Annotated in this window: 13 protein-coding genes; 8 read left to right on the top strand and 5 right to left on the bottom strand. The window is 62.0% G+C overall.

The genetic code is table 11. The features are described 5' to 3' along the window. Positions 1-52 precede the first annotated feature (52 nt). Entirely contained in the window at positions 53-3,256 is a 3,204-nt protein-coding gene (locus K8U03_17630) for a c-type cytochrome (protein ID MCE9606714.1), read from the bottom strand. A 350-nt stretch (positions 3,257-3,606) separates the two neighbouring features. Here K8U03_17630 and htpG point away from each other — a divergent pair, with 350 nt between their 5' ends. Together htpG and K8U03_17620 are read left to right on the top strand one after the other, a co-directional pair. Continuing rightward, positions 3,607-5,550, top strand: a complete 1,944-nt coding sequence (htpG, locus tag K8U03_17625; protein ID MCE9606713.1) for a molecular chaperone HtpG — start codon at positions 3,607-3,609, stop codon at positions 5,548-5,550. A 2-nt stretch (positions 5,551-5,552) separates the two neighbouring features. Beyond that, positions 5,553-5,891, top strand: coding sequence for a hypothetical protein (locus K8U03_17620; GenBank protein ID MCE9606712.1), 339 nt, complete (start codon positions 5,553-5,555; stop codon positions 5,889-5,891). Between the two features lie 24 nt (positions 5,892-5,915). On the opposite strand, the gene K8U03_17615 is transcribed toward K8U03_17620, so the two are convergent. Further along, on the bottom strand, positions 5,916-6,386 hold the full coding sequence (locus K8U03_17615; protein ID MCE9606711.1) for a sporulation protein: 471 nt from the start codon (positions 6,384-6,386) through the stop codon (positions 5,916-5,918). Positions 6,387-6,602: 216 nt separating this feature from the next. Between K8U03_17615 and K8U03_17610 the strand changes: the two genes are divergently transcribed. The 4 genes from K8U03_17610 to K8U03_17595 all read left to right on the top strand — a co-directional run bounded on the left by K8U03_17610 (position 6,603) and on the right by K8U03_17595 (position 13,657). Beyond that, the gene (locus tag K8U03_17610) at positions 6,603-6,887 is read left to right on the top strand and encodes a hypothetical protein (protein MCE9606710.1); all 285 of its coding nucleotides are present in this window, start codon (positions 6,603-6,605) and stop codon (positions 6,885-6,887) included. Positions 6,888-7,018: 131 nt separating this feature from the next. After that, a complete protein-coding gene (locus tag K8U03_17605; protein MCE9606709.1) occupies positions 7,019-8,446 on the top strand; it encodes a neutral/alkaline non-lysosomal ceramidase N-terminal domain-containing protein in 1,428 nt (475 codons plus the stop codon). 34 nt (positions 8,447-8,480) lie between these two features. After that, positions 8,481-12,389, top strand: a complete 3,909-nt coding sequence (locus K8U03_17600; protein ID MCE9606708.1) for a hypothetical protein — start codon at positions 8,481-8,483, stop codon at positions 12,387-12,389. Then, positions 12,386-13,657 carry an alpha/beta hydrolase family protein gene (locus K8U03_17595; GenBank protein ID MCE9606707.1) on the top strand — a complete coding sequence of 424 codons (1,272 nt, stop codon included), beginning with the start codon at positions 12,386-12,388 and terminating at the stop codon, positions 13,655-13,657. The genes K8U03_17600 and K8U03_17595 overlap by 4 nt, the downstream gene beginning before the upstream one ends. A 74-nt stretch (positions 13,658-13,731) precedes the next feature. Here the strand turns inward: K8U03_17595 and K8U03_17590 are convergent, their stop codons facing one another. The 3 genes from K8U03_17590 to K8U03_17580 all read right to left on the bottom strand — a co-directional run bounded on the left by K8U03_17590 (position 13,732) and on the right by K8U03_17580 (position 18,488). Beyond that, entirely contained in the window at positions 13,732-15,012 is a 1,281-nt protein-coding gene (locus K8U03_17590) for a DUF1501 domain-containing protein (protein MCE9606706.1), read from the bottom strand. Positions 15,013-15,016: 4 nt separating this feature from the next. Beyond that, positions 15,017-17,344: a hypothetical protein gene (locus K8U03_17585; GenBank protein MCE9606705.1), complete on the bottom strand. Its 2,328-nt coding sequence runs from the start codon at positions 17,342-17,344 to the stop codon at positions 15,017-15,019. Positions 17,345-17,567: 223 nt separating this feature from the next. Continuing rightward, positions 17,568-18,488: a toll/interleukin-1 receptor domain-containing protein gene (locus K8U03_17580; protein MCE9606704.1), complete on the bottom strand. Its 921-nt coding sequence runs from the start codon at positions 18,486-18,488 to the stop codon at positions 17,568-17,570. Between the two features lie 359 nt (positions 18,489-18,847). Here K8U03_17580 and K8U03_17575 point away from each other — a divergent pair, with 359 nt between their 5' ends. Both K8U03_17575 and K8U03_17570 read left to right on the top strand, forming a co-directional pair. Continuing rightward, positions 18,848-20,173, top strand: a complete 1,326-nt coding sequence (locus tag K8U03_17575) for a Gfo/Idh/MocA family oxidoreductase (GenBank protein ID MCE9606703.1) — start codon at positions 18,848-18,850, stop codon at positions 20,171-20,173. Between the two features lie 26 nt (positions 20,174-20,199). After that, a complete protein-coding gene (locus tag K8U03_17570; GenBank protein MCE9606702.1) occupies positions 20,200-20,691 on the top strand; it encodes a DUF2721 domain-containing protein in 492 nt (163 codons plus the stop codon). The last annotated feature ends 18 nt before the right edge of the window (positions 20,692-20,709 follow it).

Raw genomic sequence — 20,709 nt, 5'->3', positions numbered from 1 at the left:
CTCCTGGCAGGGTTTCTTGGGCGGGCAGGGTCGTTCGTCGTGGACGAAACTCTTACTTAAACATCGCGTCTTGCGGGTTGCCGCGCGAGAGCAGGTAGGCCATCAAGTCGAGAAGTTCGTTTTCGTTCAACGTCTTGAGCAAGTCCTTCGGCATCAGCGACACCGACGACGGGCTCTGTTGCTCGATCTCCGACTTCTTGATCTCTAAGACCTTCGACGAGTTCTCGGGATCGACGACCAGCGTGATCGTGTCTTTCGCATCGCTGACGATTCGGCCGGTGTAGGTCTTGCCGTCTTTGGTTTCGACGACCGAGGCTTTGTACTGGTCGGAGATCACCTTGCTCGGGTCGACGATCGAATCGGTGAGATCCTTCACGTTGAAGCGGCCGGCGAGCTGCGTCAGGTCCGGACCGGTCGAGCCGCCGTCGCCGCCGAAGCGATGGCAAACGACGCAGCGCGCCGCCGCGTACATTTGCTGACCGTTCTTGAAGTTGCGGCCTTTGAGCTTCGCGTTCGAGAGCTCGACGATCTCGGCCGCCGGATAATCGCGGCCGGGGCCCTTCGGCTTCGGCAACGGCGGCACGACGTACGGCTTGCGCACCTTCAACGACTCAAGCATCAGCCGCTCGGCGTCGGTCGCATTCGCGAAGGCGTCATTGTCGATGTTGGTGAGGAACTTTTGGTAGCTGTTGCCGCCGCTCCATTTGCGTGCCTTCTCGAACCACGAGAAATACTCTTTGCGTTGCTCAGGTGTCCAACCGTTTTTCAGGTTGCGCAACGTGAAGGCCAATTGATATTGCTGCAGGTCGGGATGGTTGGCGAGCATCGTCGCGATGCTGCCGCCGTAGCCCTTGTTGCGGGCCAAAAGATCGGACGAGACCGTCGCCGCTGCGCCGGGCTCCTTGCTCAACATCGGCATCAGCTTCGCAGCCGCTCCCGGCGACCCCATCGCGACCATGAGGATCGCGAGTTCTTGGTTGTGTGCGTTCGATACGCCGGGGAATAACGCATCGAACTTCGCACCAAGCACGCTACGCACGCCCTCGTCGGGCAGGCCGAGACGGATGAAGACGAGCTGATAGGCTCGCAATAGCTCGACCTGTTGCGGCTCGGTGAGCTTCGCGTAGTTGAGCTTATCCAGCGCGGCGAGGAGCTTCGGTTGCGCTGGCGTATCGGCGGTGCGCGCGAGCCCGACGACCCCGATGATGACCGTTTCGGCATCGTCGGAAGCGAGCACTTGCTCTTGCCACGCGGCGAGCGGCAACCGCTCCAGCGCCACGCGGGCCGCGTAGCGAATGTGTTGATCGGCGTGTCCTAAGTGGGGAACGAGAAACGCCGCAGCCTTCGCGGCGTCTTCGACATCGGCCCGATGGTAGGCTTCGATGCTGCGACGAAGCGCACGCAATTCGGCTCCGGCCGCTTCTTGGCGATCGACCGGCGCGGTCGATTCCGTGCCGACGTACGTCACGCGGAACAGTTCGCTTTGCGTGCCGCGCCCGCCGACGGTGAAGTACATCGCGCCGTCGGTGCCGATGGTCACATCGGTGAGCGGTAGCGCGTTGCGGGCGACGAACTCCTCCTTCACGGCCTTGTAGCTTGCGCCGTCGGGAACCATGTGGATGGCGTACATCGTGGCGAAGGTCCAGTCGCAGATGAAGAGCGCCTTCTGATACTTCGCGGGGAACTTCGCGCCGTAGCCGAATTCGACGCCGACGGGAGACCCGGGCCCGATGTCGATCAGTTGCGGCAAGCTATCGACGTAGTACGCCGGCCAGTTGGCCGTGCCGCTGCGCCAGCCGAATTCGCTGCCGCTCGTAGCGTGTAAGACTCGCGTCGGCCGGTACCAAGGGGAGCCCATGTCCCATTCCATGTCCGAGTCGTAAGCGAACATTTCGCCGTCGCCGTTGAAGGCGAAGTCGTATTGGTTGCGATAGCCGACGGAGAACATTTCCCAGGCTTTGCCGTCCGGATCGGTCTTCGCGATCCAACCGCCGGGAGCGACGATGCCGGCCGCGTGGCCGTTCGAGTCCCATTGGCGCGGGAGGAGCGAGTCTTCATCCCAGTTCGGGGCGATGCGGCTCGTCGCTCCTTCGGGCAGCGTGGCGTGTAGTTGTTCGGTTCGTGCGCCCCCCATGGTTTGGATCGGGCTGTTGGTTTTCAACTGAAACGGCGGCAGCGTGTGGTTGCCGGCGACGAGGTAGATCGATTTGCCGTCGGGAGCGAGGCGAATCGCGTGCGGCCCATGCTCGCCGCCGCCCCGGAAGTCTTTCAGCCTAACGACTTCATCGAACTGATCGTCGCCGTTCGTGTCTTTCAAGCGATAGAGGCCGCTTCCCGGTCCGCCGTTGCAGCAGACGTAGAGCGCGTCGAAGGCCCAGAGCAAGCCCTGCGCGCCCGACATTTGCTTCCCTTCGAACTTAATATCGAGCCGCTCGACCTGAGTTTCGTCTTGGCTGCCGAGCTTCGGCGGCGTGACTCGGCACAGGCCCAAGTTTCCTTGATCGCTCACGATGAGCCGGCCTTTGTTATCCGTCGCGATGTTCACCCAGGAGCCGAGCAACTCCTTCGGCACGGTGAACAACTTCTCGACCTGAAAACCGGCCGGCACATTGAACAGCGATTGATTCGCGACCACGGCCTGCGACGGACCGCTCAGGACTTCGCCCCACGGCCCGCTGCCGTACGCGGCGACGATCTTGGCTTTGCTCCACTCCGTCGAGTCGCGGGCGTCGGCGATTTCCCAGCTGTCGTCGCTGACGACGTACTCGACGGTGCCGTCGTTCTTAGTCACGATCATTTTGAAAACGAACCCGGCGGTGTCCCCTTGGTTGCTGATCTCCGCTTCGACCACATTCACCGGCTGAATCGATTTGCCCGTCACGTCGATTTCCGGCGCGTCGTGCCAATCGTTGCTCACGTAGGCGTTGCGGCCGTTGATGTAGATCGTCGCTAAGTTATCGCACGACAATTTCAGCACGGCCGACTTCACATCGCCCGAATACTTCTTCCGTACGACGTATTTCTTGTTCACGTCCGGGCCCCAGATCCACGACGGCTTCGGACCAGCGAGAAACGGCGAAGAGCCGGTCGCCGCAGCCGCAGCGGGCTTTGCGATCGCTTCGTTCGACGCGGCGATCTCGGGCTTTTGCGTGTAGCGGTTGTCGGCCGGTGCGACAGGCTTGGCCGTCTCCTGCTTCGCAGCCGCGATCTGCTTTACCGCATCGGGCTTGACCACCGGCAGCTGATCGGCAGCCATCGCCAAGGAGGCCAGCGAGAACAACGAGAGCGTGAACAGCGAGGCACGCGAGGAAGCGGCAAACGTCGAAGGCATAATTCTTTTCCGGAGGGAAGGGCGGCGTGTGGGAAAGGGAACCCAGGGGGGAGCGGTCCGAAAATCGGTCAGCGGAATCTTAACCTCTCGCGCTGCCGGAGGGTTAGCCTTTGCGCCGAGATTTTTTTCGCCGGCAGCCCGGGTTCGCTCGACCGGACCACGCATGATTTGACGGCCCGGACCTCGGCCGACAAAATAACGGGTTCTCGCCTCCGAGCGAGCATGCTCCCGACGGTCTTCGACTTTCCGTTCTCACCCGTACCGGCTTCCGAACCATGACCACCGCCGCCAATCCCCCTGTCGCTCAGCCGCACGAATTCAAGGCCGAGATCAAGCAGCTGCTCGATATCCTGATCCATTCGGTCTACACGTCGAAAGACGTGTTCCTTCGCGAGCTCATTTCCAACTCGACCGATGCGATCGAAAAGGTTCGCTTCCTCCAGGCTTCCGGCCAACCGGTGGTCGATGCCGACCTGCCGCTCGAGATCAAGCTGGAGACCCGGACGGAAGCCGCTGCGGAAGGAGCCCCCGCCGGCGAGCGCAAGGTGCTGGCGATCGTCGACACCGGCATCGGCATGACCGAGGCCGAGGTGCATGCCAATATCGGCACGATCGCCCATAGCGGTGCTACGGCGTTCCTCCAGCAACTCGCGGCCGAAGGGAAGGAGGCGGCTCAGAAAGATGTAAGCCTCATCGGTCGCTTCGGCGTCGGCTTCTATAGCGTGTTCATGGTCGCCGAGCGGATCGTGCTCACGACCCGCAGCGCGAAGCCCGACGAGCCGGCGATCGTCTGGACGAGCGACGGCATGGGGAGCTACGTCGTCGAGCCGGCCGTGGGGGAAGTGCCGCGCGGCACGCGGATCGAAATCCACCTTAAGCCGAGCGAAGATCGCTTCGCCGATGAACACACGCTGCAAGAGACGATCCGCCGCTATTCGAACTTCGTACCGTTCCCGATTCTCGTCAACGGCGAGCAGACGAATCAAACCTCGGCCCTCTGGCGCGAGCCGGCGTCGCAAGTGAAAGACGAACAGTACAACGAGTTCTTCAAGCTCATTAGCCACGACGACGAAGACCCGCTCCTCCGGCTGCATTTCTCGGTCGACGCGCCGTTGCAATACTCCGCGCTCCTCTTCGTGCCGCGCTCCAATCACGAAACGCTCGGGTTCGGCCGAACGGAAGTGAGCCTGCAGCTCTATGTGAAGCGCGTCCTCATCGACAGCGAGAACAAGAACCTGCTGCCGAACTATTTGCGCTTCGTGCGCGGGGTCGTCGAGTCCGACGACTTGCCGCTCAACGTCTCTCGCGAGACGCTGCAAGAGAACCGCCTCGTCGGCAAGATTCGCGACACCCTCACCGGCCGGCTGCTCGACAAGCTGCTGGAATTGGCCGAGAAGCAACCGGAAGAATATCGGCAATTCTGGGAGAAGTTCGGCCGGATCTTCAAGGAAGGCTATAGCGACTTCGCCTACCGCCAAAAGTTCCAAGACCTGCTCCGCTTCAATTCCTCGCGCCACGACGACGACAAAGGCCTCATCGGCCTGAAAGACTACGCCGCCGCGATGCCCGCCGAGCAAAAGGCCATCTACTATCTCTCGGGCCCGAGCCGTGCGGCCTTGCTGCGCGACCCGCGCTTAGAGCTGTTCCGCAAGCGCGGGATCGAAGTTCTGTATCTGCAAGAGATGGCCGACGAATTCGTCATCGGCAGCGCCGGCAACTACGACGGCAAGCAGCTCATCTCGGCCGATCAAGTAAAGGCCGACGACCTGAAAGGGCTCGGCAAAGATGAAGCCGCGGACAAGCCGGAAGACATCGCCAAGCGGGCCGACATCGGCTTGCTCAGCGCGCGCTTCAAGGAGATCCTCGGCCCGCGCGTGACCGACGTCCGCACCAGCGAACGCCTCGTCGACAGCCCGGCCTGCTTAGTAAGCGACGACCGCCAACCCTCGGGCCACATCGACAAGCTGATGCGGATGATGAACAAAAGCTCCGACCTGCCGCAACGGGTGATGGAGCTGAACCCCTCGCACCCGTTGATCAAAAGCCTAACGGAGCTCGTCGCGAAAGACGGCCGAGACCCGTTCGTCGAACGAGCCGCGGAGCAACTCTTCGAAGGAGCGATGCTCGTCGACGGCTACCTTACCGACCCGCACAAACTGGTCGAACGCATGAACCAGATCTTGGAGGACGCCGCGAAGCTGAAGAACGGGCCGGGATAGTTATGCTGAAACGTTGGCTCTGGTTAACTCTGGCTGTTGGTTTGGTGCTCGGGGTGAGTTCGTTTCTGGTGTTTGCTTTCGAGCCGAAGACGCTGGCGAAGCGGACCGCGAAGTTCGACGACGCGACGATCACGTTTCGCCTGACCGACGACGACGGCACGCTCTACGCTTCCGCCACCGAGCAAAAGGCGCGGAGCGTCACCAGGCTCGGCACGGTCGGAGAGATCGGCGTCGACAATCCGTGGATCGACGTCGACCCACGGTCGGATCGCGTGACGTTGCACGTCGGGAGCGCCACGCTCTGGTTCGATCCGGCGACCCGCTCGTTCGTGTTTCCCTGAGCGCAGAAGTGTTTGTCGCCGGCCTCAGTCGACCAACACCAAATCAACCCGAGCCATCGGATCGAGCGCGGTTCCTTTGACGTCGCACAGGGCCGTGAGGAAGTATTCTTCTTTCTCGTCGTTGGCGAAGGCGCCGAGTTTGCCGAGCGTGCCCAGGAAGCCGCCGCGGTCTTGCAGGCGTTCTTCGAACACGTAGGGGAGCGAGAACGGGATGGTTTTGGTTTCGCCCGTCGTCATTTCGAACTGCTCGTCGTGGACGATCTCGGAGAGGGTGTGTTGCGTCTCTTCCTTCTCGTCGGCGTCGTGCTTCTTCTTCGTGACCTTCATGATGAGCCGATAGGTGAGGCTCAGGACGAGCTTCTCCCCTTTCGACGTGAGCACCACGCGGCCGTCGAGGGAGCGGCCCGAGCGCGAAATCCGCGGGTTGACCCCCTGCAGCTTCACGCTCACGCCCCCGATATTCAACCAGTTCTTGACGGTTTGCAGGAACCCCATCGCCGGAAACCTCGAGGTGTGGTGCTGTATGTGCCAGGTTGCTACGCAGAAACTAGCAGACGGATATTTCACGAGCAAGCAAACGCCGCCGTACGCCGCCGCCGCAGAGGACCCGTCGAGGATCGCGCGGTGGAGCCGGTGCGGGAAATCGGGCTGGGCCGTGAGGTTAGCTAGGCGCTTTGCGCGGCGCCGTCTGGTATCATTTGCCGTACATCAGTGATTTTTCCCACAGGCCTCGGCGAGCGCTCTTCCGCGCATTCGACGATCGCGCCGCCGTGCCGAGAGCAGAAAGCAACACCGTCGATGGGCCTTAAAGATTGGGAGCCGATCATCGCCAAGATCGTCGACGAGACGAACCGCGAGCCGAAGAACGGCGCGAAGCAGAAGCTCTTAGTCGAATGGCGAGCCAAGCTCGAAAAAGAACCGCCGAACCTGCCGCCGTATCAGATCGACGAGATCGTGCGCGAAGTCCGTCGCCGGCTCGATGCGGCCGCGAGCTAACCGGCGCTCGTCCCGCTTCGGTTGTGTCCGGCGCGAATCCTTCGCACAATAAAGCCGCTCGCCGCTTGTGCTTCCTGCCGTGCTTTGCTGCCGACTCCCCGCTTCGCAAGCCCCCCGCTGGATTCCCCGCCATGAATGCGCTCACTTCGCGTCGGCTGCAGATCGGACTTCTTGCGCTCGCCTGGCTGCCGGCCTTCGCGGTCGTGGCGCGTGCCGCCGAGAACGAGAGCGCTTGGCGAGCCGCCGCGGCGAAGGTCTCGGTCACGCCCGACGAGCCGATGTATCTCGCCGGCTTCGGCAATCGGGTCGTCCCGGCCGAGGGAACCGCACTCGACCTCGCAGCCAAAGCGCTGGCGATCGAAGACGGTGCGACGAAGACCCGGCTCGTGATCGTCACGCTCGATCTGCTCGACGTGCCGATTCTGTTGCGCGAAGAGCTCGAAAAATACGTCGCCGCGAAACACAAGTTGCCGCGCGAGTCGTTGCTGGTCAACTGTTCGCACACGCACTGCGGCCCGGAGCTTCGCTTCTCCGAGGAGGAGCTCGCTGCAATTGCCCCGGAGCGCGCGGCGATGTGCCGTCGCTATAACCGCACGCTGGTCGCAAAGCTCTCGCAGCTCATCGACACGGCCCTCGCCGAGCTGGCCCCCGCGCAGCTGCGCTACGGCCACGCCCGTTGCGGCTTCGCAATGAACCGCCGCTTGAAAGCAGAGCCGGGCGATCCCGAGTTGTATCTCAACCGCCCGAATCCCGACGGGGTCGTCGACCATGACGTGCCGGTCCTCAAGGTCGAATCGCCCGACGGCGTGCTTCGGGCGGTTCTCTTCGGCTATGCCTGCCACAACACGACGCTGAACTTCAAACGCTTCCACGGCGACTACGCCGGCACTGCGCAGCACGCGATCGAAGCCAAGCACCCGAACGTCGTCGCGCTGTTCATGCTGGGCTGCGGCGGCGATCAGAACGGCTACCCGCGCTTCAAGCCGGAATATAGCGAGCAGCATGGCCGGTCGTTGGCGCTCGCGGTCGAAGCGGCGCTGGAAGCGAAGTCGCGGCCGGTGCGCGGTCCGCTGCGGCTCGCTTACGACTCCGTCGCGCTCGACTTTCAGCCGCCGCCGTCCATCGAGCGCTTGAAGGCCCGCATCGCCACGAAAGCCGAGTACCCCAAGTCGCAAGGTTCGTATCTGCTCGAATGGGACCAACGCCGCCTCGCGTGCCTCGAAAAAGGAACGCTCATCAAGTCGTATCCGTTTCCGGCGCAGGTCGTCCGCTTCGGCGACGACCTGCTGCTGATCGGCTTGTCCGGCGAAACCGTCGTCGACTTTTCGCTCCGTTTCAAGCGCGAGCTCGCCGGGCCGGCCGCCGTCTGGGTCGCGGGCTATTGCAACGACGTCTTCGCTTACGTTCCGAGCAAGCGTGTCTTGCTCGAAGGAGGCTACGAGGCCGAACGAGCGATGTCGTACGGCACCAAGCCCGTCATGCCGGGCCCCTTCGCACCGACGGTCGAAGAGACCATCGTTAATCATGTTGGCAAACTCCTGAAAGCCACGGCCCCTTAATCCGTTCACGCTGCTTCTTCTGGGAATGAAACGCATGCTCGATAGATCACGTTGGTCGGGCCTCGTCGCCTGCATGGCGGCGATAGTCTCTATGTCGCCGATCGCAGCTGCGCAAGTTGCACTTGCCCAGCAGCGGATCGCGCTCCGCATCGATTGGCCCGAGCACGCTCCTGCCGCGGTATCGTTCCCGGTGTATTGCGGGCTCTCGATGCCCAAGGGAGCCATCAGCGACGCGAAGCAAGTTCACATCGTCGACGGCGCGGGCAAGACCGTCACGGCCGATCTCGAACCCCTCGCGAAATGGACTGCCGACGCGTCATTGAAGTGGCTCGGCGTCCGCTTCCTGGCGCAGCGGGGAACGGAATACTTCGCCGTCGCCTCGCCGGCCGATCGCCGGCCGGGCCTACGTGTCGCGGACGACGCCGATGCGATTCGCATCGAGACCGGCGCGGCGACTTTCGAGTTGCCGAAGAAAGGCCCGCTGCTCGGAAAGATTTCCGTCGGCGAAGCCATCGCCTCTCCCGGCGGGAGCGCGTGCCTCGTCGTGAAAGACCACGTCGGCCGCGTCGGCGATGAACTGCAAAGCGCGCCGCCGACGATCGAATACCAAGGGACCGATTACGCCGTCGTGCGGCGCGAAGGGATGTTGCAAACGGCGACCGGCGAAACGCTCGGCAAGTATGTCGTAAGGCTGGAGTTTTTCGCCGGCAGTGCGACCTTAAAAGCCCAGCACAGTTTCATCGTCACGGAAGACACGAACAAAACGCAGTTCGCCGATCTGGCTTTTCAAGTTGCCACGAACAAGGCCGACCGCCGGCCCGTCTGGTTCGATGCCGATTCCGCAAGCGACGACGCCCCGCTAACCGGGACGCTCGCCGCCGGCGAAACCGCGCACATCTTACAGAGCGAGTATCCGCACCACGGCCAAAAGGTGAGCCGTCGCGAGATCCGCTTGCCGCGGGCTGAGGTCGCGCTGCCGGAGATCGGCACGCCCGAACAGCCGGCGGCGATCGGCGATTGGGCCGCCGTGCAAGCCGGCACGGGAGGCGTGCTCGTCGCCATGCCGAACGCCGCGCAACTGTTTCCGAAAGAGTTCGAGATTGCCGAAGGGACCATCGCCGCGCACCTGTGGTCGAGCCGTGGTGGGCGTTTGCTCGACTATCGCATCTCGAGCTTGGTCGACTATTGGGGCTTAGCCTGGGTCGACAAGAAGTTTCCCGGCGGCAGCGCCGCGATGCGCAAACGTACGGCGAACGCGCAAGGCAGCGCCCGCACGCACGATCTCTGGCTCCACTTCTTCTCGGCGGAGCAAGCTGCCGCCGTGCCGGCCGTCGGCATGCTCTGCTCGCGCGCGCCGCTGGTCGTGCAAGATCCGCATTGGATGCGTAAGACCGAAGCGCTCGGCTTTATTCATCCTTACGACCCGCAGCGGTTTCCGAAGCTCGAAAAATTCCTCCACGACACGGTGCGCGATTATCCCGTCGCCGAGACGAAGCGCTGGGGCGATTACGGTTTCCTCGATTTCGGTTGCGGGCAGCATTCCTACGACAACTATTTCGCGCTCCCCGGCTCGGAGATGCCCCGGCTCGATTATCGCTACGCCGATCAGATGTACCACGCTCAGACCGCGTTCTGGCAGGCTTATGCCCGCAGCGGCGATCGGATGTACCACGACTACACGCACGCCCTGCATCGCCATCTGGCCGACTTCAAATTCGCGCACGTCGCGGGCAACACGCGCAGCCTCGGCTCGCGCGTCGGCAACGGCGGCTCGGAAGACAATCCTTACTATTGGAGCGGCATCGAAGATCGCTACGGCGGCGGCACGCTTAACGGCCATCAAGGCTTCGACCCGGAAGGGTTTCTGCTCCAACACTATCTCACCGGCGATCGCTGGAGCGAAGAGATCATCGTTCGTAGCGGCGAAGTGTTTCTCAAGCGATTCCAATTCGATGCCTTGCCGCAGATCGGCGCCTCGAGCGACGGAGCGCAGCCGTTTCAACTCGTAGCGCCCCTCTATTCGCATACCGGCGACGACCGCTATCGCGAAGCGCTCGATAAGATTCGCAGCCGCATGATCGACCTCGACACGATGACCGGCTGGGCCGATCCCGACTACTACGGCGCCTGGGAAAAGTACCCCATCAAGATCTCCGGTGCGCTCGCCGATTGGCGGGCCTCACAGTCGCCGACGACCCTCAAGATGCTCGTCGAGAAAGCGTTTCCCATTTGGTTGTGGGACGTCCCCGTCACGAATTTCGGCTACCAAGAGCAGAGCGGCTACTTCGCGAACTTCGCGTATCGCCTGACCGGCAACATTCGCTATGCGGAGTTGATGGAAGAGCGATTCAATCGGGTCTTGTTCGAGTTCTACGATGCCCAGGGGAAGCGGCGCGATGTCTCCGGTGTGCGCGGCGGCCCGCATGCCGGCGGAACTCATGCCTTCAATTTCCTGGAGACGGCCTACTACGGCATGGACCTCCTCGTCGAGACCGAAGGGAAGCGAGGTCCGTATGTCGCCCTGGATACCGGCGCGAAATGCCATCCGGTCGAGATTCACTTCGCCAAAGATCGACATCAGCCGTTGAAGTTCGAGCTCCGCTTCAATCCCGGCTACGATCTCCGCGTGACCCACGCCGAAACCGGCTACGGGCGCCCGAGCCGCGACTACGACGTCGGGCCGGTCCATTGGAACAGTTATCCGAACTACTTCACGAAAGAGGCGCTCGGCTTAGGCGGAGGATTCGCGAAGCTCGAAATGGGAGCCGAAACGGTCGAAGGGGAGTATCGCTTCACGAACATCCCCTTCATCTTCAAGCACACGGCCAAGAAGCTCGTCGTCGTCGCGCGCGACGGCATCGTGCTCCGAGCGACGCACGACACCCCGCCGGTCTGGCACTTTCAGGTTCCTGCGCAGAAGACCGGTGCGATCTACGCGAACAAGCCGATCACGCTCGACGACGGCGGCAAACGCATCGACGTCGCGGCGGGCCAATGGTATGCCCCGCCCGTCGGCGCGAGCGACCGGATGATATCGATCCATTGTTCCGGCTTGGTCTTCGTCGCCTTCCGCGGCGGCATTCCGCCGATCCTGGCGCAGCACGATCCGAAGCTCTACTTCGTTCCCCGCGTGGTGCAGGAGCAAATGCCGGCGCGCGAGGCCGAAGCGTCGTCGTCGGAAGTCACCAGCGACGCCCCGTTCGTCGCCGGCCTGACGCACAAGCCCGACGACGAGGCTTTCGTCTTGAAAGAGAAGCGAAGCCTGAGGGTTCCGCGCGGCGCGAAAATCGGCGAGGGGCAGTACGAGCGCATCGACTATCGCAACGGCACGCTCGAGTTTTGGTTTCAGCCTCGACAAAGCACCGGCATGTCGGCCGTGAACTTCGATAAGTATGCGATCTCCGGCGCGTTGTGGCCGGTTTCGCTTCGTCGCTACGGCGGCGACGACGAAGACCCGCGCGGCGGCAACCAATTTTCGTTTCAGGCCCCGTGCTCGGCGAAACCGCCGGTCGGCTCGAAGCAGGCGCCGTACCCTTACCCGGGCCAAGACCTCCGCAACCCGACGACCGTCGTCGGCGGGCGCTGGCATCACTTCGCCTTGAGTTGGGCGACCGATCCGAAGCGAGGCTGGTTGAGCGAGATGTATCTCGACGGCAAGCCCTCGCTCGGTTGGGCCCGCGCCGATACCGGACACGGCCGCTTCTGCGAGACCGAAAACCCGACGAAGTATTTCCCGCCGATGCCGTGGCCGATCGACGAACCCAAGGGAGACGCGATCCTGTTCGTGGGGGATGTGCTCGACGCGGCGATCGACGAATTGCGCATCAGCAAGGTCGGTCGTTATCCGCAAGCGTTCGAGGCGCCGTCGAAACGCCGCTTCGAGAAAGACGACGACACGCTGCTGCTGATGCGCTTCGACGGCAATGAGGAGCCCGCCCCATGACCCAGCCTCGCAATTCACGCCGCGAGTTCATCGCGGGCACGGCCGCCGCAGTCGCAACGACGGCGCTCGCTTCGAACGCGGAGGCCGCCGACGCGAAGCCGGCGGTCGAGATTCGCTATGTCATGAGCCCACCGCCGCCGAAGCGCGGCCCGCATACCGGCACGCTCGATCCTTTGATTCAGAAGCTCAAGGCCGGTCCCGAGTTTCCCCTTTCGTATCTGAACGGCGAGTTCTCCGATCTTGCCGCGTGGAAGCGCCAAGCTCGGGCGAAGATGTTCGACCTGATGCACTACCGGCCCGAGGCGTGCGACCCGCGGGCCGAAGTCGTCTCGCGCGTCGATCGGGGCGATTACATCCAAGAAGAGATTCTCTTCAACACGACCCCCGTGTTTCGCGTTCCCGCGACGGTGTTGATCCCGAAGAAAGCGAAGCTTCCGGCACCGGGCATCGTGGCGTTGCACGCGCATGGCGGGTTCTACATGTGGGGGCGTGAGACGCTGCTGGAGCAAGATCCCGCGCACGCCTCGGTCGTCGAATTGCAAAAGGCATACGGCGAACGTGCGATCGCCGTCGAGCTGGCGCGGCGCGGGTACGTCGTGATCGTGATCGATATCTTCTTTTGGGGCCAGCGCCGGATGGTGCTCGAAGACGATCCGCAAGAGTGGAAGGATCGCCCACATTCGATCACGCCGGAGCAAGTGCTGGGGTTCAATCGTCGCAGCGCCGCGAGCGAGCAAATGATGGGCCGGACGCTCTTCACCGCCGGCACGACCTGGGCCGGCCTGATGTATTGGGACGATCTCCGCACGCTCGACTATTTCGCCTCGCGGCCGGATGTCGATGCCGCGCGCATCGGCTGCGTCGGGCATTCGCTCGGCGGCTTGCGTTCGGCGCATCTCGCCGCGCTCGACGATCGGATTAAGGCCGCGGTCGCGTGCGGCTGGATGTGTTCGTTTCCGCATCAGCTGCGGGCCCATGTCCGGAGCACGATCGGACACACGAAGCTCATCCCGGGCCTGTATCGGCACATCGACTATCCCGACCTGACGAGCATCGCCGCGCCGACGCCGCTGATGGTGATCAGCGGCAAGCGCGACGAGTTGTTCGACTTCGTCGGCGTGCAAGCGGCGCACGATAAGATCGCCGCTTGCTATGCCAAGGCCGGCGTCGCCGAGCGGTTTCGCAGCGTCGTCGAAGACCGACCGCACGAATTCAACCGCGAGCGCCAGGCCGACGCTTGGAACTGGCTCGACCGTTGGCTCGCCTGACGACCCGTGCGACACTACCGAAAGATTCCCCCCGCGCCGCTTCGCGCTAACGCGGCGATCAACCCTCGAGCGGCTTAGCCCCAGAGCCCTTGCAGTCGTTCCTTTTCGACGACGCCGAGCGGGAACTTCTTGCTGAACGGATGCTCTGCGATGCCGGCGAACTCGCGCAGCGCCGTGTGAATATGCTCGGGCCGGACGCGAATTCCCTTTTCCTTGTCGCAGGCCAGCGACTTCGGATCGACCGGAATATGGAACTGTTTTTCATCGGTCGCACCGACGACTCGATTCCCTTTGATGCCTCGCCCGAGGAACATGATCGAGCCTATCGACCAATGATCTTTGCCGTTTCCTTTGTTGTAGGTCGGCGTCCGTCCCATCTCGCTCTGCACGACTACGACCAAGCGGTCGCGAATCTTCAACTCTTCCGCGCGGCGGAACAGATACGCGATGCCGGCGAGAAATTCCGGCAGGAGCTTCATCTGGTCGGGATCGTTGTTGGCGTGGCTATCGAATTGACCGATCGAGAGGTTCGCCGAGACGCAGACGCCGGCTTTGAACGACGCAAGCGCGATCTCGACTTGTTGCGACAGCCGCTCCTTGGGAGACGTCGTCGGAATGTAAGGGGTGACCCGCTCGAGCGCTTTGGAGTTCGCTTGCGCGGCGTAGAGCATGTTGTCGGCTCGTTCGATGCGCGGCAGACGGACTTCCGCGGCCCGCGATTTGTTCCCTTCCTCGAGCGTCCGCTCGATCCGCTCGAGCACGAACGAGTCGTGATACGGCGCGCGCCGATTCCCTTCGACGGCATCGGCATTCGCCAGCTTTTGCAGCGACGGCAAATACGGCACGCGCGACATCGCGACGAGGTTGCCCGTCGTCGAATAGTTGCCGAACGTCAAAAACGACAGCGGACAAGCAGGCCCTTGGCACGCGGCGACGAGCGCGGCAAACGTCGGGTAGGCCATGCTGTCGAGCTTGCCGGTCGCCATGTAGCGCGAGCCGGGTGCGTGGTTGTTCACCGAATAGTCGAGGCCGTTGAACGTGAGCAGCTCGTCGCCGAACTCGGCGTAGAACTCTTCGTTGCTCATGCCGGCCGCGATGTGTTTCTTTGTCGGGGCGAACTTGTGCTCGCCCCGCGTTTGAATGTCGCCGGCCTTGTACAAGCGGTTGATTTCGCCGACCCCTTTCGGGTCCATCAAGTAGGTCGTGTCCCAACCGCCGGAAGCGTTGAACACGACGTACAACGGGCCCTCGTAGGGGGCGTCGTCGGTGGCCGCGCGCGCAGCGCCTGGGAAGCGGATCGGCGCGGCGAGCCCGAGACCGACCAGGCCGCAGTATTTCAGAAAATCGCGTCGCATGGGCCTACTCGTAAAGAAATTCCTGCCGTCGCAGGAGATAAGTGACGACGCCGCGCCAAGCGCGCAGCGTGTAGTGCGGATCGTTCGTCAAAGGCTCGGGAAGCCCTTGGCGACAGTAGTAGCTCTCGCGTTTCTCGAAACTTTTCTGTTGGTGCGCGTCGTCGATGATGCCGGCGAAAAGCTCCCAGGTCCGGTCGACTTCGGTCGAGTCCACGGCATCGTCGCGGCCGAGAATGCGCTGATGCAGGTGCGCGATCGCCCGCCGAAGCGCGGCGTCTCCGTCGGGAGAATTGCCCGGCACGACGTCGGGCTCGATGCCGGGGAACAGTCGACGTTCGGCAGGCGGGCGGGCGAAGTCGCGCGCGGTTTGTTTGCAAGCGACGTCGTTCGACATGATCCGTTGGATCGCACCCATCGCGCCGCTCGGGTCGGCGGCACGTTCCGTTACTTCCTTGGAATCGATCCCGCCGTAGAGCATCGCCATTTGATCCGTGAGCCGGCCCCAGCGTTCTTCGAACACGGCGGCGAGCTTCCGCTCCAACTGCTCGGGGGAGAGCATGCGAGCGAGGCCGATGTCGTCGAGCTCGGCCTCGCGTTGCGGGCTTGCCGCGGCAGAGCGTAAGCCGTCGGCCCGGTAGAAGTCGGACTCGGCCCAGGCTCGAAAGGCGGTCTTCAAGTTGAACTTGTCTTGCGCGAAGCGCACGGCGATCGCTTCGACTTCGCGCCGCTGAGCCTGATAGGCGCGGCTCTTCGCGGCGTAGAGAGGATCGTCGAGCTCTTTCGGCGGCAACAGCACCTTGCGGCCGGCGAGAATGTAGTACACATGCTCGACCATCGCCGTCGCGAAGCGCGGGTCCTTCACGGTCCGCTCGCCGAGCCATTGCAGCGCTCGCCAACGCTCGGCCGGCGGCATCTCTTCCCCTTCGAAGCCCGCGCCGAACATATCCTTATACCAACCCTCTTTGCGCCGGCCGTACACTCCCTCGAACTTGTAGTAGTCTTGAAACAAGCTCGCCACCGGATCGAGCGACCGATGACACACGACGCACTCCGAGGCTTGCATCGTCGGGATCTCGAACTTCGCCGTTACGGCCGCGGCGTCGGACACGCGCGCCGCCAACTCTAAGGCGTCGATCCCGAGAAAGTGCTGATAGAACATCCGCGAACGGAGACGATTGCGGTTGGTTTCCGTCGTCGGGTAGCGGCGCAAATACTGAAACGTGCTCAGAATGCCCGCGTGCGGGTAGAAGCCGGTCGCCGATTCTTGGTTGTCGTTCGGCGTGCGGGCGACGAGCGCCTTGAGCTTCACCGGAATGTATTCCTGCGGATTCTCCGGGAGCGCGAACTTCCCTTTCAGTTCGTCGTAGATGCCGTAGCCGCGGGCCGAAAACGGCGTGACCATGATGTAGTCGGCCGTGATGATCTCGGTGAACGGTCGGTCGTTGCGCACGATATGTTCGATGAGCTTCATCGGCTCGCCGAGGATCGCTTTGCGATAGTCGCCCGAGAGTTTGTAGCCGGCCTGCGTCCGTTCCTTCTCGTCTTTGATGCGGCTCAGGTCGAAGCTCTGCGTCCAATTGCGCGTCTTGCTGAAATGCTCGTACGACAGCACGGTCTCAGGGTTGTCCTCGAAACCGACCGTGAGAAAGATATCGTTGAACGCTTCGCGCAGCCGCGTGTAGAACGCTTCTTCCTTCATCATGCCGTCGAGCAGCGCCGGGATCGCTTTTCGTCCCTGCGAGCTCACCGCCGCCAGCTCCGCCGCGGTCGGCAGCCGGCCGGCTAAGGAGAGGGTCAGACGTCGCAACAGTTTTTTATCGTCGACCATCACGATGCCGTCGAAGAACGCGCGGACGTTCTGCTCGTCGATCTTGATCTGCGGCGCAACCGCCGCGCTCGGGGCTGTCGTGCGATGCACGAAATCGGCGAGGATCCGATAGCCGGTCGAGTCGGCTTTCAGGACGTCGCTGCCGCCGTGCTCGAGTCCGCCGGTCACCTTCACGAGGATCCGCGAGCGGTCTCCCTCGCGCAGCTTCGCCATCCGCGCAAACGCATCCCGATTGTGCAGCAGCGCCTCGCTGCGGGCCGTCCCTTGGCTCCGGCTCGGATCGCGCAGCACGAACTTGCTCTCTTCGGCATCCCCTCCGATTTTATGACAGTTCAAACACGCCTGCGCCCCGACCTTCGCCCAAACCTCGTTCGCAAAGAAATCATCGACCGGGGCCAGGCAATTCGGCCCGTCGTAGGTCTTCTTTTCTTCGGCGCAGATGGGTGCGCCCGCACAGGCGATCGTCAAACCGACGATGAAAAGCGAAAAGATCGAGCGTGGCATAGATCGCACTCGAAGGGCGTGACGCGAGCGAACGATATCACGAGGCGGGCAAGCTAGAAGCGGCGGAGGGCTGCCGCCATCTTAGCATGAACTCACTTGAGAGAGTACAAGACTTGATTCCGAGCGGAGAGCTTTCAGCACATGCGTGCGCGAATGCGCATACAAAGCCATTTCGCATATTCGCTCGCGGGTAAAAGAAGACATTGCTGTCCATGCCCGGTGTCTAAAAAGGAATGTCTCCATCATCAACAGGAGGCCGACGAATGGGCTTTTCCCTTATCGGACTAATACCCGGTCGTCGCAACGGTGGCCCGTCGTCGTTAGTCTTGGCGGCTGGTTCGGGTTCCGCCGTCATTATGAATAAGTGCGAGTTTGAATAAAGCCATTCCCAACCATCGGGCGTTGGCTTGGTGACGAACCACACGTCATTACTATAATTTCCGTGGTCGGCAAACTCGATTAGCCCCCTACGCTTGAGCATCCCGAGACCGAGCGTAATTGCATTACGAGAATGCCCCATCGATGTCGCAACTTTATAAATCTCATCTGTCGGTACTGCTGCTTCGGGATTATCTAGGTTCGTGAGTAACGCACTCATAATGTCGACTTCGTGTTTTCCCATTCCGTCAACGTCGGTCGATCCTTCATTCTTAATCAAAAGATTGTTTTTTGCGTCGTCTATCTCGAATGCTTTAACCGCATCAATAAACGGCTGAACGTTGACCGTTCGCATGTTGCAGCCTAAGCATTGTGCGACAACTGAAAGAACCAAGTTTAGAGATTCAGCATCGGTAGCTATTCCCGCTTGAAGACCTTGCAACGGGTATGGCAACTTGGTCGGTATCAATCCTGAGTGGCATAGGGGAATAATCTTTTTGCCCTGCCCCCATATCGCTCCAGATTCCCAATTGATCCAAGGCCGTCGTACCGACCTCGGACCGACCATTACGACTCCGGCCGAGCAGTCTTTCAAATTCTTACTAATGGTCTCGTACCATTGCAGACCCAACGGGATATCGGAAACGAACGGCTTCATTAGGCCCATAAACGTTTCGTCTATCAGCTTCTCAAACGCCTTGCCTATCGCAATCTCTTCGGCGACGTGCGAGATGAAAAGAATCTGTTTTTGAATTGCTTTAGCCATCGCGTCGGCCTCACGGTTGTCGTTTATCCGACAGCGATTATACGAAATCGCCGGCAAGAGATTCGGCGGCATACAGAGATGCGATAGGCGCCACATAATCGGTCACTCTAGATGACAGAAACGGGCGTCAAAAACAGTTTCGCCACGTCCGCGGCGAGGTTCCGTTATAGGTGACGTCGGGCCGGTTTTCAAGCCGGGGCGCGCTCGCGGCGCAGGCTCTTCACGCTCACGACCGTCGGCTCCAGCGGAGCGCAGGTAGAAAACATCGGTTGCTCCGAATATAACGGGATCGCCTCTCCCTTCGCCGTCGCTCGATGTTCGCCGCCACTTCCTCGGAAACCTCGCCCGGAACCTTTGCCATGTCTTTGCCCCTCGATCGTGCGCACGCTGCTTCGGTTTCGGCTTCGGTTCCGCAAGTTTCGCGGCGGCGATTCCTCAAGACTTCGCTGGCCGCTTCGGCTGCGCTGGCGGCGCCGTATTTCGTCCCCCGCTCGGCCTTCGGCGCGAACGACCGGATCGTCACCGGGCACATCGGCGTGAAGAACCAAGGGATGTCGAACTTAAGAAGCTTCTCGAAGCTCGATGGTTCGCTCTGCACGGTCGGCCCGGTGTGCGATGTCGACTCGAAAGTGCTAGCCGATGCGCAAGCCGCGATGCAGAAGGTGCTTATGCGCGACGTCGAAGGGGTCGCCGATTATCGCAAGCTGCTCGATCGGCAAGACATCGACGCGATCGTCATCAGCACGCCCGACCATTGGCACGCCCGGATGACGATCGACGCTTGCCTGGCCGGAAAAGACGTCTATTGCGAGAAGCCGCTGACGCACACGATCTTCGAAGGGCGCAAGATGATCGACGCGGTCCGCGCGGGAAAGCGGATCGTGCAAACCGGTTCGCAGCAACGTTCCGACGAAAAGTTCCGGCAGGCTTGCGAGTTGGTCCGCTCCGGCCGGCTCGGGAAGTTGAAGGAAGTGTTGGTGGGGATCCCGAAGCCGAATCATCCCGGCGAGCCGATTCCCGACAGCGCTCCACCGCCGGAGCTCGATTTCAACGCCTGGCTCGGGCCCGCCCCGGAGCGCGCGTATAACAAGAACCACGTCCATTACAACTTCCGCTTCTTTCGCGACTACTCGGGCGGGCAGATGACGAACTTCGGCGCGCATCATATCGACATCGCGCATTGGGGCATGGGAATGGACGAATCCGGCCCACTCGAAATCGAAGGGACCGGCACGTTCCACCCGCAGCATTGGCACGAAGTCACCGAGACCTGCCGCGTCACGTATAAGTACCCGAACGACGTGACGATGATCGTCGGCCAGCAGCAGAAAGACATTCCCGGCGGGGTAACGTTCATCGGCTCCGAAGGAAGGATTTTCGTAGCCCGCGGCAAGATCGTCGTCGAGCCGGAATACTTGTTGAAGGAGCCGCTCAAGGCCGAAGATGTGCGGCTGTATGTGAGCGAGAACCATCATCGCAACTTCTTGGAATGCGTGGCGTCGCGCAAGCCGCCGGTGTGCGAGATCGAGATCGGTCATCGCGCGGCCACGGCTTGCCATCTCGGCAACATCGCAATTCAAACCGGTCGCAAGATCCGCTGGGACGCCGTGAAAGAGGCCGTTATCGACGACTCGGAAGCGCAGGCCCTTACGAGCCGCAAGTATCGCGCACCGTTCACGATCTAATTTCTCGCACAGGGCGCCGATATTCGATGGAACCACTCGCGGCGAATCCGCTCAGCCTGCTTACTTTCATTGCGGCTCCCGCGATCTTAACGAACGCTTCGTCGATCATGTCGCTCGGCACGGCGAATCGTTTCGCGCGGGCGATCGATCGGGCCCGAGCGCTGTCGAAAGAAGTCGGCGATCAACCTCGCACCGATGATCCCGCGAAGGCGTTTCGCGTTCGCCAGTTGCGATATGCCGAGCGACGGGCCTTGCTGCTCGTTCGGGCACTCACGGCGTTCTACGTTTCCGTCGGCTCGTTCGGAGCGGCGAGTCTGATTTCGCTCGTCGCCGGGGCGCTCTTCGTCGTACAGCAAGACCTGCCGCGGCAGATCGCGCTCGGCATCGCGCTATGCGCCGGAATGGTCGGCGTCGGCGGTCTGGTTGTCGGTTCCGGGCTACTCGTCTGGGAAACCCGAATGACGCTCTATATCCTTCGCGAAGAAACCGCGATGATGCTCCGCGCGCACGACGCCTAGCGAACTGCATCGGCCTCT

This window comes from Planctomycetia bacterium (assembly GCA_021413845.1).
Classification (GTDB): Bacteria; Planctomycetota; Planctomycetia; order Pirellulales; family PNKZ01; genus PNKZ01.
The sequence above is the reverse complement of the archived record's forward strand: the minus strand, read 5'-3'. Positions and strand labels throughout refer to the sequence as shown.